The sequence below is a fragment of the Stutzerimonas xanthomarina DSM 18231 genome, from assembly GCF_900129835.1.
In the GTDB taxonomy this organism is placed as follows: domain Bacteria; phylum Pseudomonadota; class Gammaproteobacteria; order Pseudomonadales; family Pseudomonadaceae; genus Stutzerimonas; species Stutzerimonas xanthomarina.
This window is the reverse complement of sequence record NZ_FQXA01000003.1, coordinates 530803-547221: the sequence shown is the minus strand read 5'-3', so window position 1 is coordinate 547221 and position 16419 is coordinate 530803. Positions and strand designations below refer to the sequence as shown.

Annotated in this window: 16 protein-coding genes; 7 read left to right on the top strand and 9 right to left on the bottom strand. The window is 60.1% G+C overall.

What is annotated here, in order from left to right; all coding sequences use genetic code 11:
- Nucleotides 1–242 precede the first annotated feature (242 nt).
- Nucleotides 243–881: an FMN-binding negative transcriptional regulator gene (locus tag BUE09_RS10560; protein WP_073300942.1), complete on the bottom strand. Its 639-nt coding sequence runs from the start codon at nt 879–881 to the stop codon at nt 243–245.
- Between the two features lie 370 nt (nt 882–1251).
- Here BUE09_RS10560 and BUE09_RS10555 point away from each other — a divergent pair, with 370 nt between their 5' ends.
- The 3 genes from BUE09_RS10555 (at nt 1252) to BUE09_RS10545 (ending at nt 6842) form a co-directional block, all read left to right on the top strand.
- Nucleotides 1252–3216 (top strand): DNA topoisomerase III, encoded by a 1965-nt coding sequence (locus BUE09_RS10555; RefSeq protein ID WP_073300941.1) that lies wholly within the window; start codon nt 1252–1254, stop codon nt 3214–3216.
- A gap of 164 nt (nt 3217–3380) precedes the next feature.
- Entirely contained in the window at nt 3381–4325 is a 945-nt protein-coding gene (locus BUE09_RS10550) for a class I SAM-dependent methyltransferase (RefSeq protein ID WP_073300940.1), read from the top strand.
- A 162-nt stretch (nt 4326–4487) separates the two neighbouring features.
- Nucleotides 4488–6842: a PAS domain S-box protein gene (locus BUE09_RS10545; protein ID WP_073300939.1), complete on the top strand. Its 2355-nt coding sequence runs from the start codon at nt 4488–4490 to the stop codon at nt 6840–6842.
- A gap of 169 nt (nt 6843–7011) precedes the next feature.
- On the opposite strand, the gene BUE09_RS10540 is transcribed toward BUE09_RS10545, so the two are convergent.
- The 6 genes from BUE09_RS10540 to BUE09_RS10515 form a co-directional block, all read right to left on the bottom strand.
- Entirely contained in the window at nt 7012–8286 is a 1275-nt protein-coding gene (locus tag BUE09_RS10540; RefSeq protein WP_073300938.1) for a hypothetical protein, read from the bottom strand.
- Nucleotides 8287–8335: 49 nt separating this feature from the next.
- Nucleotides 8336–8806 carry a hypothetical protein gene (locus BUE09_RS10535; protein ID WP_073300937.1) on the bottom strand — a complete coding sequence of 157 codons (471 nt, stop codon included), beginning with the start codon at nt 8804–8806 and terminating at the stop codon, nt 8336–8338.
- An 88-nt stretch (nt 8807–8894) separates the two neighbouring features.
- A complete protein-coding gene (locus tag BUE09_RS10530; protein WP_083380685.1) occupies nt 8895–9731 on the bottom strand; it encodes a CsgG/HfaB family protein in 837 nt (278 codons plus the stop codon).
- A 17-nt stretch (nt 9732–9748) separates the two neighbouring features.
- The gene (locus BUE09_RS10525; RefSeq protein ID WP_073300935.1) at nt 9749–10165 is read right to left on the bottom strand and encodes a curli assembly protein CsgF; all 417 of its coding nucleotides are present in this window, start codon (nt 10163–10165) and stop codon (nt 9749–9751) included.
- The gene (gene csgE / locus BUE09_RS10520; protein WP_073300934.1) at nt 10162–10545 is read right to left on the bottom strand and encodes a curli production assembly/transport protein CsgE; all 384 of its coding nucleotides are present in this window, start codon (nt 10543–10545) and stop codon (nt 10162–10164) included. Before csgE ends, BUE09_RS10525 begins: the two co-directional genes overlap by 4 nt.
- Nucleotides 10542–11198, bottom strand: coding sequence for a helix-turn-helix transcriptional regulator (locus BUE09_RS10515; RefSeq protein ID WP_073300933.1), 657 nt, complete (start codon nt 11196–11198; stop codon nt 10542–10544). The genes csgE and BUE09_RS10515 overlap by 4 nt, the downstream gene beginning before the upstream one ends.
- Nucleotides 11199–11444: 246 nt before the next feature.
- On the opposite strand from BUE09_RS10515, the gene BUE09_RS10510 reads away from it, so the two are divergent.
- The 4 genes from BUE09_RS10510 (at nt 11445) to BUE09_RS10495 (ending at nt 14527) form a co-directional block, all read left to right on the top strand.
- Nucleotides 11445–12080 (top strand): LysE family translocator, encoded by a 636-nt coding sequence (locus BUE09_RS10510; RefSeq protein ID WP_073300932.1) that lies wholly within the window; start codon nt 11445–11447, stop codon nt 12078–12080.
- Nucleotides 12081–12181: 101 nt separating this feature from the next.
- Nucleotides 12182–12646, top strand: a complete 465-nt coding sequence (locus BUE09_RS10505) for a VOC family protein (protein ID WP_073300931.1) — start codon at nt 12182–12184, stop codon at nt 12644–12646.
- The gene (locus tag BUE09_RS10500) at nt 12646–13467 is read left to right on the top strand and encodes an aldo/keto reductase (RefSeq protein ID WP_073300930.1); all 822 of its coding nucleotides are present in this window, start codon (nt 12646–12648) and stop codon (nt 13465–13467) included. The genes BUE09_RS10505 and BUE09_RS10500 overlap by 1 nt, the downstream gene beginning before the upstream one ends.
- 85 nt (nt 13468–13552) lie before the next feature.
- Nucleotides 13553–14527, top strand: a complete 975-nt coding sequence (locus BUE09_RS10495; protein ID WP_073300929.1) for an SDR family oxidoreductase — start codon at nt 13553–13555, stop codon at nt 14525–14527.
- 23 nt (nt 14528–14550) lie between these two features.
- Here the strand turns inward: BUE09_RS10495 and BUE09_RS10490 are convergent, their stop codons facing one another.
- Both BUE09_RS10490 and BUE09_RS10480 read right to left on the bottom strand, forming a co-directional pair.
- Nucleotides 14551–15426 carry a DUF6279 family lipoprotein gene (locus BUE09_RS10490; RefSeq protein WP_073300928.1) on the bottom strand — a complete coding sequence of 292 codons (876 nt, stop codon included), beginning with the start codon at nt 15424–15426 and terminating at the stop codon, nt 14551–14553.
- A 397-nt stretch (nt 15427–15823) separates the two neighbouring features.
- Entirely contained in the window at nt 15824–16363 is a 540-nt protein-coding gene (locus tag BUE09_RS10480) for a hypothetical protein (protein ID WP_073300927.1), read from the bottom strand.
- Nucleotides 16364–16419: the final 56 nt, after the last annotated feature.

Sequence of the window (16419 nt, the reverse complement as noted above, 5' to 3'; positions counted from 1 at the left end):
TTTCAGGCAATTTGCCAGGTGACCCAGACGGTCTTGTCACGCATGTAATGTCCGGCCACACCACGCCGGCCGGCGCTTTGCTCGTTGCGCTGAAGCCTGCCGACCAGGATGACCCAACCGGCCGCAATCTGTGGCCCGGTGGAGCCAAGGTCGGCGACACGACTGTCCTGGTCCGCTGGTACAGATCAGGCGCCAATAACGGATGCTCAATGCGTTGCGCAGGCGGATCGAAAGCCGAGCGATTAATCTTCCTGGTCAAGCGTTATCCGTCGCATTGATTCGCCTAGGGCCTCACGTCCCCGCTCGATCAGAATCGTCGAAGCGCTACGGATATCCTCCGGATCCTTGTTCTGGCTCAGCTTGAACTTGCCAGTGAGCCGGGTGATTTCGATCTCTATACCGACGATAGCCTGCATCATCGATGCGATGTATTGCGCGGGTGCATCAGTCATTTTCCACTGCTTGGGCTCGGACGCTTCATGCGTGCGGGTAAGCCTCGCGACCAGCCCCCTTACATAGCGCTCATCATCGCGAACCATGATGCGGCCATGTGCATGTACCACCTTGTAGTTCCATGTAGGTACCTGCTTGTGGTGTTCCTGTTTGCTCGGGTACCAGTTAGGCGAGATATAGGATTCCTCTCCTCTAAATACGACAAGTACCTCATCACCGTTCCGAACCTCAGTCCAAACCGGGTTATTACGTGCGACATGGGCATGTAGCGTCCCAAGTGCCTGTTGCTCTGCGGCCAACTCGAAGGGGATGTGATTGGCATCCAGACCGCTACTGCCGTTTATGAACAGGATTCCCAAAGGGTGCTGTCTGATGAGATCGAGCATGGCGTCAGTCGATGGGGCATTAAAATGTTCAGGAACGTACATATCACCACCGGAAGTTGCCGGGACGCAGCTGTGAGGAGAGAACCTGGCTGGTCAGGTATCACCAGGCATGCAGTTGGGAATGCTATGGGGTGTTTTGGGGATGTCAGTGAGTTCCATCTCGCCTTGCCCGAAGGAAGTTCCCATCCTACCGATACGCCACAAAGCCAGCTAGATCAGGGCTGCCTTATTTCCCCGATACACGCGTGCGTACCGTCGATGAGCCTTAAAGGCTGCGGCCGTCTGATTGCCGGGCGCCTCTGGTGGTCACTTCGAGGGCGGCTAATAACTGTTTATCCATACAGATAAATGTTGCCTTGGACATCATCGCTGCGCATGCTGTGCGCCATTCATAAGTGACTAGTAAAACCCGATGCGGCTGTTTCTCTGCGAAAAACCTTCCCAGGCCAAGGACATCGCCCAGGTGCTTGGCGCTACGCGGCGTGGCGATGGCTGCTGGGTGGGCGCGGGCGTCACGGTAACCTGGTGCATTGGCCATCTGCTGGAAACCGCGCCGCCGGATAGTTACGACGCGCGTTACAAACGTTGGGTGCTGGCAGATCTGCCCATCGTGCCCGAGCGCTGGAAAATGCAGGTGAAGCCCAAGACCGCAAGCCAATACAAGGCGGTCAAGCGCCTGCTGGGCGAGGCGCAGGAGCTGATAATAGCCACCGACGCCGATCGCGAAGGCGAGATGATCGCGCGCGAGCTGGTCGAGCATTGCCGGTACCGCGGGCCGATTCAGCGGTTATGGCTGTCGGCGCTGGATGATGCCTCGATCCGCAAGGCACTCGGCGCGCTGCGTGCCGGTGCGGACACCTTCAATCTGTATCAGTCTGCATTGGGCCGGTCGCGGGCGGACTGGCTGATCGGCATGAACATGAGCCGGCTGTTCACGTTGCTCGGAAGGCAATCCGGCTATCAAGGCGTGCTGCCGGTGGGTCGCGTGCAGACGCCGACGCTGCGGCTGGTGGTCGACCGCGATCGCAGCATTGCCGATTTCGTGCCGCTGCCGTTCTGGGCTATCGACGTGAGATTGCTTGGCGACAGCGTGTCGTTCACCGCGCAATGGCGAGCAGCGGAAGAGTGCTGTGATGATCAGGGCCGCTGCCTCGACCCGAATCTTGCGCAGCAGGCTGCCGATGTCATGCGCCAGACGGGGGAGGCTAGGCTGCAGAAACTCAAGACCGAGCGCATGCGTGAAGCGGCACCGCTGCCGTTCGATCTCGGTACGTTGCAGGAAATCTGCTCGAAAAAGCTCGGGCTCGGTGCGCAGGAAACGCTTGATATCGCCCAGTCGCTGTACGAAACCTACAAGTTGATCACCTACCCGCGCAGCGATTGCGGCTACTTGCCGTTGAGCCAGCACAGCGAGGCGCCCACGATCCTTGGGGCGCTCGCCGGCGCTGACCCGATCCTGGCCGTGCTCAAGCCGTACCTTGACGCTCGGCGCAAGTCGCGCGCCTGGAACGATGGCAAGGTGGGCGCGCATCACGGCATCATCCCTACCGCGGCGGCCCGTTCGCTGGAGCGACTAACGGGCAAGCCGCGTGCCGTCTACACGCTGATTCGCGCCCGATACCTTGCGCAATTTCTGCCCAACCACGAATACGACCGCACGCAGGCGGATTTCGATTGTGCTGGCGAGGCGCTGCGAGCGGTGGGCAAACAAGTTGTCGAACCGGGCTGGAAGCGCGCCTTGCCCGAAGCGCTCGCGGCCAGCCACAGCCGATCAGCTGATACAACGACTGCAACGACCGCGGCGGCACAAAGCCTGCCGGCCTTGCAGCAGGGGCAGATCTACCCGGTGGCTGATGTCGCGCTCAAAGATTTGTGGACTCAGCCGCCCAAGCCTTTCACCGAGGGCGATCTGATCAAAGCAATGAAAAACGTGGCCAAGCTGGTGGACGATCCGAAGCTGAAACAGAAGCTCAAGGACACCACCGGCATTGGCACCGAAGCGACCCGGGCGGGAATCATCCAAGGCCTGCTCGACCGTGGCTACCTGACCAAACAGGGCAAAGCATTGGCGGCCACGCCAGCGGCCTTCAGCCTCATCGACGCCGTGCCGCGCGCCATCGCCGATCCCGGCACCACGGCGATCTGGGAGCAGGCGCTGGACATGGTGCAGAGCGGCGAAATGAGCCTGGACGAGTTTGTTACCAAGCAATCGGCGTGGATGAGCAAGCAGGTCGAGCGTTGCAAAGGCCTCCGCCTGACTATTACCGGCCCGGCCGCATCCGCCGGTCGTGCCGTGCCCTGGAAAAAGCGCAAGAGCACTGGCCGTAAAGCCTCGCCTCGCAAGGGCCGGGCAGCGAAGTCACCCAGCCCGGCGTGAGTGCACCTTCATGGCAGCACTCACCACACCGAGCGATGCAGTCTGAAGCGGGCGCCGTTTCGCGAGGTTCCGCCCGAGGATGACGCAGCATCGACCGCCATCGGGCCTGCAGGCCCGGCGGTTCACGTTTAGAATGCGCCCGCCTTTTTCGAGACGACCTAACAATGCAGCCCGATGCCCTCGCCACCCTTCAGCAGCACGTTAGCCAATCCTTGACCCAGCTGCCCGACGAAACCCGCCGGATCTTCCACGGTCGCGGTCGCTGCTGGGCCGGGTTGGAGCACGTCACGGTGGATTGGCTGCAGGGCATTGTGCTGGTGTCGCTGTTTCGCGAGCCGGCGGTGGCGGAACTGGAGGCGTTTGTTGAGATGCTGTTGGCATTGGTGGGCACACCGACCTGGACGGCGAGCGGGGCGCATACGCTGTTGTTGCAGCATCGCTACCTGCCGGACAGCCATATGCAACAGCTGCTTGGCGAGCCGGTCGAGGAATGGGTAATCAGCGAGAACGGCCTGCGCTACAAGCTCGACCTGGGCATCAAGCAGAACAACGGGCTGTTTCTCGACATGCGTTACGGCAGGCGCTGGGTACAGCAGCAGGCGCGGGGCAAGCGCGTGCTGAACCTGTTCGCGTATACCTGCGGCTTTTCGGTAGCGGCTGTCGCTGGAGGCGCGGAGCATGTGGTCAACCTCGACATGGCGCGCGCGGCGCTGAGTCGTGGGCGCGATAACCATCGGCTCAACGAGCATGACCTGAGCCGGGTCACTTTTCTGGGCCATGAGCTGTTCAAGTCGTGGGGCAAGGTGAAGAAGACCGGCCCGTACGATCTTGTGATCATCGATCCGCCGTCATTTCAGAAAGGCAGCTTCGCGCTGAGCCGCGATTACCAAAAAATTCTCAGGCGCCTGCCGGAGCTGCTCACCGAGAGTGGGACAGTGCTGGCCTGCATCAACGACCCGGATACCGGGCCGGATTTCCTCATCGAGAATATGGCGGCCGAAGCGGCGGAACTAGTGTTTCAAGTGCGTCTGGAGAACCCACCGGAATTCCCTGATATCAGTCCCAACAGTGGCCTCAAAGCCCTTGTGTTTAACCGCTGCCTACCGTAGATGATGCGGACTCGGGCTAGGGCAGTGGCTAGATACCGAGGTATTGCTGGGCCTGGTTGCAGCCGTGAATTCGAAGGCATAATGCTTGTCGAAGGTTGTTAGCTTCGACGGTTGGGCCAACACGACCTGCTTTTGCAACGAGGCTAGCCGCGACACAAAACCATCAGGAGCCACCCCATTTCCTCGCAGCAAGTACAGGCAATCTTCGAGGCCGCCAGCGATTGCGCAATGCTCACCACCGATGCCGAGGGCGTTGTCACAGCCTGGAGCGTAGGTGCCGAGGAGCTGTTTGGTTGGGCGGCGGAGGATATGCTCGGTCGGTCCTTCAGCAAGCTCATTCCCGAGCAAGACGATGTTCACCTGTTATCGCTGCTGCAGAGCGCCCTTGCTAACGGTGCCACACGGCATGAACGCTGGTACCAGTGCGCCGACGGTTCTCGGCTGCGTTGCCGCGGCACCTTGACGCCGCTCCGCTTGGAGGGCCGTCATGTCGGCTTTCTAAAGATCTTTCGCGACCGCACCGCGGAGGATCGGGCGGCGCGCGAGCTGGCCGAGAGCGATCAGCGCTATCGCACGCTGTTCAGCTCTATCGACGCCGGATTTTGCATTTTCGAGATGAAATACGACCAACAGGGTCAGCCCGTCGATTACCGCTTCATCGAAACCAACCCGGCCTTCGAGCGCCAGACCGGCCTTGTCGATGCTGTCGGCAAGTGGATGCGTGATCTGGCGCCAGTGCATGAGCAGCATTGGTTCGACATTTATGGTGAGGTCGCAACGAGCCGCCGTCCTGTTCGTTTCGAAAACCATGCCCGAGCCCTGGATCGCTGGTATGAGGTACAAGCGATGCCGATTGGTGAGCCGTCCGAGCTGCGCGTGGCTGCGCTCTTCAATGATGTCTCTGCACGGCGCTCGGCTGAATCCGCGCTGCAAGCGCTGACCAATTCCCTGCGCGAGGAAGTGGCCACGCGTACCAAGGACCGAAACCAGCTTTGGGATCTATCCAGCGACATCATGCTGCGGTGTCGTCTCGATGGCGACATCATCGCGGTCAATCCTGCCTGGGAACAGCTTCTGGGCTGGAGCGAGGCGCAGCTGTTGAATGCCAATATTCTCGATCTGATTCACCCGGCCGATCTCTCGAGTACCGGAAAAGCCATCGAGCGTCTAAGCGGCGGCGAGTCTGTCGTGCGCTTCGAGAATCGCTATCGCCGAGAGGATGGGCGTTACCGCTGGATAAATTGGTCGGCTCGGTCGGCCGAGCAGGTGATCAATGCGGTGGGGCGCGATATCACTGCCGAGAAGGAACAAGCTGATGCGCTTGCCCGCGCCGAAGCACAGCTGCGGCAAAGCCAGAAAATGGAGGCGGTTGGCCAGCTCACGGGTGGGTTGGCGCACGATTTCAACAACCTCCTGACCGGTATCAGCGGCAGCCTGGAGTTGCTCGAAAAGCGCATTGGGCAAGGCCGCGTCGAGTCGCTGAGTTCCTATCTGGACGTAGCCCAGACCGCGACCCGACGTGCTGCAGCCCTGACACATCGCTTGCTGGCGTTTTCCCGCCGGCAGACGCTTGACCCCATGGCGACCGATGTCGGCGAGCTGATCAATGATCTATACCAGTTGCTTAGCCGAACGGTGGGGCCATCGGTAAGACTACAAACCACGTTGTCTCCGGGCCTCTGGCCGACACTGGTGGACCGTAACCAGCTGGAAAATGCCCTGCTCAACCTGGGCATTAACGCCCGTGATGCCATGCCTGACGGTGGAACCTTGACCATCACATCCAGCAACCGTGAGGTCACGGATGACGATGCCCTGATGTTGGATATTAAGGCTGGTGCTTATGTGGTGATCTGTGTGGCGGACACTGGCGTCGGGATGCCGCAGGACGTGGTGGCCCAGGCCTTCGACCCGTTTTTCACCACCAAGCCGCTGGGCATGGGCACTGGCCTGGGCTTGTCCATGGTCTATGGATTTACCCGGCAATCCGGTGGCCAGGTAAGCATTCAATCCGAACCGGGGCAGGGCGCGCGGATCAGTCTGTACCTGCCGCGCGTCGCGATGACTACCGCACCTGCCCGGCCCGGGAATGGATCGCAAGCAGCCCTGCCGGCCAGTGAGGCGGCGGGTGAGACGGTACTGGTGGTGGATGACGAGCCGGCCATAAGAATGTTGGTCGTGGAAATTCTGGAAGAGCTCGGCTACCAAGTGCTGCAGGCGGCTGACGGTCATGGTGCCTTGCAAGCGTTCGAAAGCGGCGAGCCGGTCTCGCTGCTGATCACTGATGTCGGGTTACCGGGCGGCATGAATGGCAGACAGCTGGCCGATGCTGCGCGTCAACGCGATCCGCATCTTCGCGTGTTGTTCATCACCGGCTATGCGGAAACCGTGGTGATGGGAAATGGCCCGTTGGAGCCTGGGATGCGCATCGTCACTAAGCCGTTTTCCATCGAGACACTGGCAGCGCGCATCGCCGAGTTGCGCAGCGACGCCTGCAGGCCTTCGGTTGCACGCTGACGTACTGCTCGGCAGGTCTTCTAACGTCTAGCCCAGCGGGCAGGGGCACCCAGGCGCGACGTATCAGCGTCGGGCCACTCAATTCTTTCGGCCATTCGACCCCGTCGGAGTGATCTCCGTTGGAAACGAAGCTGCCGGCACAGGGCCGGCAGTTTCGCGTGTGGCGGTATTACTGTTGCGTAACGATTGCCATGTTGTTGATGCCCGCCTGGGAGATCAGCGCGTTGTTGCCCAAGCCACTCTGAACAGCCAAGGCCACGTTTCCTGCACCATTCTGCGCAACCGTAGCCTGAAGGTTGTCGCCATACTGGGAGACGGTGGCGTCGTTGCCGAAACCGAACTGGTTGACGTTGGCCAGGTTGTGATCACCGTCCTGGGCGATATCGACATCATTGTTGGCGACGTTGCTGGAGCCGGTAATGCTATTACCGGTCCCTTCCTGTACAGCGGCAAGCGTATTTCCGAAACCCGACTGGTCGAAGTCCAGCGAGTTGTTCCTGCCGTACTGATCGACAGTGGCGTCGTTATATCCACCATGCTGATTTACGGTGGCGATTTGATCGCGGCCATTCTGATCGATCGAGGCAGCATTGCCGAACCCGTACTGGCCGGCTTGCGCGGTGTTGCCGTTGTTCTTCTGAGTTACATCGGCTTGGTTGTCGTTGCCTTGCTGGTATACGAATGCGTTCTGATTCTTGCCGCTTTGGTAGACAGTCAGATCGTTGCGATCACCGCTCGAATAGGTATAAGCCTCCTGGCTTAAACCTGTCTGACTCACATAGGCATCGTTGTCGTTGCCGACCTGTTCGGTTTCGGCGACCGAGCCAACACTCCATGTCTGAACAACTGTGGCATCGTTCTGCCCGCCGCGTTGATCAATCAGGGCGCGGTCACTGGCGCTGAAGGACTGGCTGACGGTAGCGTTGTTGGAATCGCCGTCTTGGTACAGGGCGGTTTTGCTGCTACTGGCTGCGAACTGATAGCTCGAGGCGGCGTTGTGCGCGCCTACTTGCTTGGTGAAGGCTTCAACGCCATAGGTGCCGTTCTGTTCGGTATTGGCAACGTTGCGGCTTCCTTCCTGACGCTGTCCGGCGCTGCTGTACCCCACGCTATCCTGGCTGACGCTGGCTTCATTGTTGAACCCGTTCTGCCACTGCACGGAGCTGCTGTTAGCAGTCAGGTTCTGGTCGACGCCCGCCTTGTTGAAGTTGCCGGTCTGGGTTTGCAGCGCAGAGGAAGAAGACGAGTTGGTCTGCTCAGCTATCGCGCCGTTGCCCCAGCCACTCTGCACTTGTTTGGCCGAGTTTGAACTGCCGAAGCTTTGGGTTACTTCCGCATTATTATTGACGCCGTTCTGGCGTTGTTCGGACGTGTTATTGGCAGCCATAGCCTGAGTGGCAGCGACGGTCAGCAGGGCAGCTACAAGGGGTTTGATCTTGAACATTGTTGTATCTCCATGGAATGTTTTCAGCGGTACTTCCTGGTGGTGCTTTTTAGCGGTACTGGCGGACCAGTACGCTCAGACCCTGGCCATGCTGCGTGACGCTGCTGCGATGCCCGGTGCCGGTCTGTTCGATCAGCGCGTTGTTGTATGCGCCGTACTGTTCGATACGGGCCTCGTTGTGGCTGCCCGATTGAACAATTAATCCCAAGTTGTGGCTGCCTTGCTGCTCGATGGTGGCATCGAGGGCATAGCCGCTCTGAAGAATGACGGCTTCCAGTGCGTTGCCGGTTTGCGTGAGGTCTGCGGTCAGGTTGTCCCCGGCCTGCATGACGAGAGCCAGGTTGCTCGCCGTAGTACCGGTTTGTCCCAGTGCGACCCTCTGGGCGCGGCTAGAGGCGATTTCGTTAGGCGCCAGATCCAACGAGTTGGGAAGGTCGGCAGCCTGGAGGGTAGGGCTGCTTAGCGCTGCGAAAAGCAGCGGCAGCAGCGCTTGGCGGGCAATCCTTTGCGCGTCGATCATTACTCGTCCCTGGTTAAGTCGCGGTAGGTCATCCTGACTTAAACCGCGATCTTGCAAATCCATCGAACGGGTGAAACCGCTTCGTTTGTTATGGATTGGCTGGCGTGCCGAGATATTTCGCCAATTGAGCATCGACTGCCGGGGTGCTGTCGGCCGTTTGCCAGAGGCGACGATCGACGCCTTGGGCAATGAGGTGAGCAACGGCCGCCTCGATAGCTGACAGCACGCAAAGCTGCGCCGGTTCGTTGGTGGTGTAGCCGGCCTCGGCTTCGAGCAGCTCCTTGAATTCGATGAACTTGTAGACGTTGGCGCTGCGTCCGATGGAGTAGATGGTTTTGGTGGTCATCACGTTGGACAACACCTGACCACTGCGTACGTCGATGGCGCGCAGGTTGACCGTGACCTGGTCGACCCGATATTCCTGCGATACGCCGATGCCCAGATAACGAGCACCTTGCCCCCCACTGCGCACGTTGGTTTCGTAGGCGACGATGGCGCCTTCCATGATGATGTTGGCGGCCAGCAGCGACGGCAGTTCGGATTGGATGTTCGGCGCTACGTCCGGTTTGGCTTGTGATGCACGAATGATCTTGCGCTCGGTCAGCACGTTCTGCAGACCTTCACGCTCGAGCACGATGAACCAGCCGCTCGCCTGCATGGCGTCGACCAGCATGCTCGCTGCGCCCTGGGTTACCGCCGTGGAAAAGGAACTGGCGGGACTGGGCTTGTACTGCCCGGTCTGGTCGCGAAAGCCATAGACCGCCGCTACCAGCGGGCCACGGGGACGAGGCAGTTCAAGCAGATCCTGGTAGGTTGAGGTGCGCGGCGTGAGTGTTGGGGTTTCCTGGTCTGCCGACATTGGCTCGCGTACGGCGCAGCCTTGCAGAACAGCCATCATCCCGATGGCTACAAATAGGCTTCTCATGGCCTTTCTCTCCCTGATTATTGACCGATGATGATTTCGGATATCTCGCCGGTTACCCGGTCGGTGATTTCGACGATCAGTAAGCCTGCATCGCCGTTGTAAGCACGCACAAAAAAGTCTGTGGTGGTGAGCGAGCCGGTCTCGCCTGATTGCGCATCTCTCAGCAGTTCACTCAGCAGGCTTGATTCGAGCTGACTAGTCAGGCGTTCCAGATCCGACGGACGCTCATAAATCGACCGATCATATTCAACGGCGTCCGGATCTTTCTTGTCGTTCTGCGCCTGAGCACTGCCCAGTAGCCATGCGCCGTTAAGGGGGCTGCCGCCAAACGATGGATTGACTGGGGTGTACACCAGTTCGGTGGCACTCAGGCAGGAGCTGAGCAGCAATCCGCCCAGGAAGACGCCGGTAATTTTTTCTTGTAGCCGGTTCATAACTCATCCCTCGCGAGGTCAATGGTGTCTTCGAATAGTGCTTCGACTTTCCTACGGTTTATCTCTTGCAGCACGAAATCCGCCGCTTCATAGGCGGTCTGTTCCATGTCACTGACGTTCGGTTGCAGAAAGCGGCGATACAGCGGCTGGTTGTTCTGCTCCACCCAGACCAGAATCCCCCAGCGCGCCGATGGGCGCTCTTTAACGGCCAGGTTGAAATCCAGCGCGCTGGTGCTGTTCAGGCGTTCACAGAACTTGCGGTAGAACTCCTGGCCGGACCGGGAAACCGTATTGTTGGTGATGAACCCCTTGAGCTCGGCCTCGTCGGCACTGACCTGGAGGCTGATTAACAGCATCAGGCCCAGGCACGCCGCCCTCATATACCGGCCTCGCCGACATGTCCAAGCACCAGCGACGCCCCCTGCGCGCGGTTGGACGCGCCCAGTTTGCCGAGGGCGTTATGGATATGACTTTTGATGGTGTGGGTGCTCAGGTGCAGAGATTCAGCGATCTCAGCGTTCGAAAGGCCTTTGCCGGCTAGGGCCAGGATCTGCTTCTCCCGTACCGACAGGTCGTCGATGGCGCGCGAGGCGTGAGTCAGCTGGCGGTAGCGACCCAGCAGCTTTTCCATCAGCGCACGGGGCAACCAGTCGCCGCCCTCGAGGATGACGGCGACGCCGCGGCTGAAATTAATGCGGCTGGCGTTCGGGTAGAACACACCCTTGATCCAGGGGTGCTGAACCAGCAACCGCCGCGCCTGATCGGCTGGGACATTGACCAGTGCTGTGGAGGTGTCACGCAGTTGTCGAAGCAGGCGCAGGCAATCTTCATCCGTGAAGCTGCCTACGTCGAGCAGGACCAGATCCGCGTCGACGGTTCCGGGACGCAGCGTGCTGCTGCGCGCCAGACGCACCTGCCATTCTGGACATCCAAGGAAATACTGCTGAAGCAGGCCATCCAGCAATTCGCTATTGGATAGCAGGACGAGGCGGGTAGACGAGGCGACGAGCACCGCGGGGGCTTCATCGAACATATGCATATCCTTTGCAAAAGAAACTGTGGGGCGCCCGAAATCCATGGCCGGGACTGGCGCTTTGACATTGCCCGAGGAAAGATAGTTCAGAGTGGTGACAATAAAAAGTCGTCTTTGTGAAATTTCGCCTGTTTTCCGACGAATCGCATCATGCTATATGGGTTGGAGGGCGGTGAGAGGTGGAAAACAGACGCATGCTGGACTACATTCAAATGTCCACTTTTTTGTGAGTACCAGGTGCAGGTGATGTCTGAGCCGATGTTCTGGGTAGTGTTCTTCTCGGCTGCGCTGGCGCTCAATCTATCGCCGGGGCCCGACTTGCTGTTCGTTCTATCGCGCACGCTGTCGGGTGGGCGGCGGGTCGGAGTGGCTTCGGTATGCGGGGTCTGTAGTGGCGCGTTGGTTCACGTTGCGGCGGCTGCCCTGGGCATATCGGCCATCATCGCGACATCGGCGCTGGCCTTCGCTGTGGTCAAGTACCTCGGTGCGGTCTACCTGCTTTATCTTGGCGTTCAGGCGTTGCGCTCTCCTGGGTCTGCTGCGTCGCTCAATCTCAAAGCGGTGCCGCGAGTCACCGTTTGGCAGGCTTATCGTCAAGGCATTCTGGTGGACGTCCTCAATCCCAAAGCGGCGATTTTCTTCATGGCGTTTCTGCCACAGTTCATACGGCCCGACCACGGCGCAGTAGCACTGCAATTGTTGGTGTTGGGTGTGCTGGTCGTGCTGGTAGCGGTCGTTGTGGAATGCGCCATGGTGTATCTGGCGGCTCGGGCAAGTTCGGCGTTACGCGGTAATCGTCGTTTGAGTCTGTGGCTCGACCGCATGCTCGGCTCGGTGTTGATCGGGCTGGGTATCCGTCTTGGTTTGGCTGAGCGGGCATGAGCGGCCTGGGCGATGTTTGGGAACGTCAGCCCCGGTTTCGGTCTTAATGGTATGCGGTGCGTTTTTCATGGACGCAGCCGCGGCAACCGAAAGGAGCGCTCATGTCTCTGTACAGCAAGAACACCACGTCCAACCTGATTCCCTGTTTGCGCTATCGGGATGTGCCTGCGGCGCTGAAATGGCTTTGCCAGGTTTTTGATTTCGAGCAGCAGCGCGTGATCGAAGATACACAAGTCGGCGTCATTCACGCTCAGCTCAGTTTCGGCAGCGGAATGTTGATGCTAGGGCCGGTAGCGGATTCCGAATATGGCCGCCAAGTTAGACAGCCGGACGAAGTTGGCGGCATCTCTACACAAAGCATTTACGTGATCGTCAACAGTGCCGACGCCCTCTACACCAAGGCCAAGGCGGCTGGCGCGGAGATCGTCGTCGAGCTGAAGGACGAGGACTACGGCGGTCGTGGTTTCAGCTGCCGTGACCTCGAGGGGCATCTGTGGAACTTCGGCACCTACGATCCGTGGGCCGAGCCGGTTGCCGAGCAGAACGCACCGCGGGGGGACTGCTGATGCGCTGCCTCAAGCTAGCCGACGCCAGCGTTCCCGTAGTCGGGCAGGGCACCTGGCACATGGGCGAGAACCCGGCAGAGCGCCGCAGTGAGGTGGCTGCCCTGCAACTGGGCATCGAGCTGGGCATGACGCTGATCGATACCGCAGAGATGTACGGCGAAGGCGGTGCCGAAGAGGTGGTCGGCGAGGCGATCCGCAACTGCCGGGATCAGGTGTTTCTGGTCAGCAAGGTCTATCCGCACAACGCCAGCCGCAAAGGCGTGCCCGAAGCCTGTGAACGTAGTCTGCGGCGGCTGGGCACCGAGTGCATCGACCTGTATCTGTTGCATTGGCGCGGGCAGTATCCGTTGGCGGAAACGGTCGAAGCGTTCGAACGATTGAAAGAGGCGGGCAAGATTCGCCGTTGGGGTGTATCCAACCTGGATCTGGACGACATGCGCGAGCTGGATGCGCCGGACTGTGCGGTCAATCAGGTGCTCTACAACCCGCAGGAGCGGGGCATCGAATTCGATCTGCTGCCTTGGTGTCAGGCGCAGGGGATGCCCGTCATGGCCTACTGCCCAATAGGACAGGGCGGGGATCTGTTGCGCCACCCGACGATGCTGGAGGTTGCCCGGCGGTATAATGCGGAGCCCGCCCAGATTGCACTGGCATGGGCGCTGCGTCAGCCCAACGTACTGGTGATTCCAAAGTCATCAAACCCGGCCCATCTTCGAGTAAACGCCAGCGCGGCGGAGTTGACGTTGCACGCCGATGACCTGGCCCTGCTCGACAAGACCTTTCCGCCCCCGTCGCGTCCACGCCCATTGCAGATGGTCTGAAACTCCGCTTGCTGGACGAGGCGGGGGAATGTTTGTCTCCCGGCAGCTGTCAGCTTATGACTGACAGCAAACCGGAGAAGCGAACATGAGCGAATCCAGACTCGACGGCGTGGTGGTGGTCATCACTGGCGCCTCCAGCGGTATCGGCCGCGCAGCAGCACAGGCGTTTGCGCGTGAGCAGGCCCGGGTGGTTCTGGCAGCGCGCGATGAGGAAGCGTTGCACGAAGTGGCCAATGAATGCCGAGCTTTGGGGGCCGAGGCGCTGGTGGTGCCTACCGATGTGACGCTCAGTGATTCGGTCGAGCAACTGGCCAGCGCGGCGGCTGAGTTTGGCCGCGGGCGTATCGATATCTGGATCAATAACGCCGGGGTCGGTGCTGTCGGAGCCTTCGACGAGACGCCAATGGATGCGCACGAGCAGGTGGTGCAGACGGATCTGATCGGATATCTGCGCGGGGCACATGTCGTCCTGCCGTATTTCAAACAGCAGCACGGCGGCGTGCTGATCAATACGCAGTCGGTGGGCAGCTGGGTGCCGCAGCCGTATGCGGTGGCCTATTCAGCGAGCAAGTTCGGGCTGCGCGGGTTTTCCCATGCGCTGCGTGGCGAGCTGGCGCAGTGGCCGGGCATTCATGTCTGCGATGTGTATCCCTCGATGGTGGATACCCCCGGTTTCCGGGACGGCGGCAACTTCGCCGGTCGCTCGCTGCAGCCGCCACCGCCACTGTGCGATCCCCGTCAGGTGGCCGATGCGATGGTCAGTCTCGCCCTGCATCCGCGGCATACGACATCCGTTGGGCTGACGGCAACGCTGCTTCGTTTCGCCCATTTCATTACGCCAGGCTTCGACCGCTTGTCCGGCCTGCTAACCGGTGCGGCCTTGGGCCGTGCCGACCGTGTCGCGCCGTCCTCGGGCAACCTGTTCCATCCAGCGTTGGGCGAGCGTCGAATCGATGGTGGCTGGCGCAGTGATGAAAAGCCCCAGCGAGCTTTGTTGCTAGCCGGGGGTATTGCCGCAGCGGGCGTAGTCGGGCTGCTACTGGCTCGTCGGCGCCGTTAGCGTTTCATCGTGCCGGCGGCTGATCAGCGAGTCGCCGGCAGGCAATCCAACGAGCCGAGGTCACGCCTCATGTCCTGCAAACGCTCATCAAGGTGACGGCGCTGGGTCGCGTCGGCCATGTCGTACAGGTCGATCACCAAGTCGATTGTGGCCTGTTCGACAGCCGGGAAGGCGGCACGATAGGGCGCCGTCCAATAGACCTCACGGTCTTGAAGCAGCCGGGCGATGCGCTCGTCAAAATTTGCCTGTTCCCGGTTGCGAACGGCCTCGACCAGTGATCGCTGCCACTGGGCGCGGTTATCGAGCCAGAGCTGATTCTGCTCGCTAAGCGCTCTAGCCCACTCGCGGATGCGTTGGCGTTGAGCGGCGCTGGCTTTGCCTAACCATTGCTCGACGCGTTCTTGCATACGGTCGGTGCGCTTACGGATTTGCTGGTCCAGCGGTGGTTGCAGGTATTTCTTCTCGCGCTCCTGGCGGTCTTTCTCAAACTGTTCGTCCAGTTCACGCACCTGCCTGTCTTCAAGGTCGCGAAGCAGTTGAACGGAAGTTGGGGTAATTTCCAGCGCGATCGTCTGAATCGCCTCCTGGGCGTTCTCATAGTGTGCTCGTAGCGCGGACTCATCCAGCGAGCCCCGGCGGACCTGAGCCTGCACGCGCTCGATGAGATCCAGATAGCCGGGTAGCTGAGTGCGGCAGTGCCAGCTGATGTGCTCTCGTAGCTGCGCACGAAAGCGCGTTTGCTGGTCACGGCTCATGTCCAGGTAATCGTTGAGCGACCAGGGGATCAGCAGATCCAGGTTTCGGTAGGCCAGATTCATGCGGCTGCAACCGGACAACACGAGGGCACACGCCAGCAGGACCAGAATTGGTTTACGCCCATGCACCTGGCTGATCTGCATTGCAGTCCTCGTCGGGTCATCGTCGGGATGTTGAACGGGTTTCGGTTGCGTTGTTCTGTAGAGCCGCAAGTACCTCGTCAGTTCGAGGCGAAACAGCAACGGCTTGTTTCTGCGAGAAAACGCCGGCGGTTGTGGTCCTAATTCAAGAGCGCGCCGCAAGCGCGATGCTCGAAAGCTGACAGCAAATAGCGGAGGTGATTATGCAACGCAGGATCAAGCACCTGACCGGAGATGAAGTACCTCAGGGTTGGCGGCCGACCTGGGTCACTTGTTGGGTGTCGAGATCGATGGGCAAACGATTGCGGGCCCGTACGCCACCGAAGCGCAAGCGCAGGCAGTGCTGGATGGGGAGCAAGACCCCAAGGTCTCGCAGACACCTACGCCAAGGTGATGGCCGTCAGAGGCATTGATTAGCGCAGGGATCGTCTCTTTCCGGGAGCGGCGGAGGCGGCTCGACGAGCTGGGAAACCAGCTCCAAGGCTTTCTCGAACGAAGGATAGCCGCTCTGCGCAACGTCCAGCCCGGCATACGCCTGGCGATATCCTTCGGCCTTGACGACGTTGCGCTCATCCAGCAGGTAAGGTTCCTGGTAGATCTTATATAGCAGCGCTACGGCGTGCGGGTGGCCCTTGGCGCTGGCCTGTTCGAGCAGACGCAGGACCTGTTCCGGTTGTGGGCCTTGGCGGATCAACAGCAGTGCCTGGTAGAACTCGGTCTCGCCTCGCTTATCGAGGCGAGCGCTACGCTCGAGCAGCGCAGCGGCCAGTTCATAGCCGTTTTCGTCGCCGATGGAAATGAGGATCTTGGCCTGCAGCAAATCGTTCTGATAGAGCAGCCGCTCTGCGCGGCAACTGCCATCGCTGCCATATTGGTCACATGGCTGAGAGGCGCAACCGCCCAGCACAACGAGCAGTCCGATCACCAGTGCGTTCTTCATTGCTGCCTTGTTCTCTCTATTATGTAGTGTGTCAGCGCGTGTTCTGACCGGCGTAT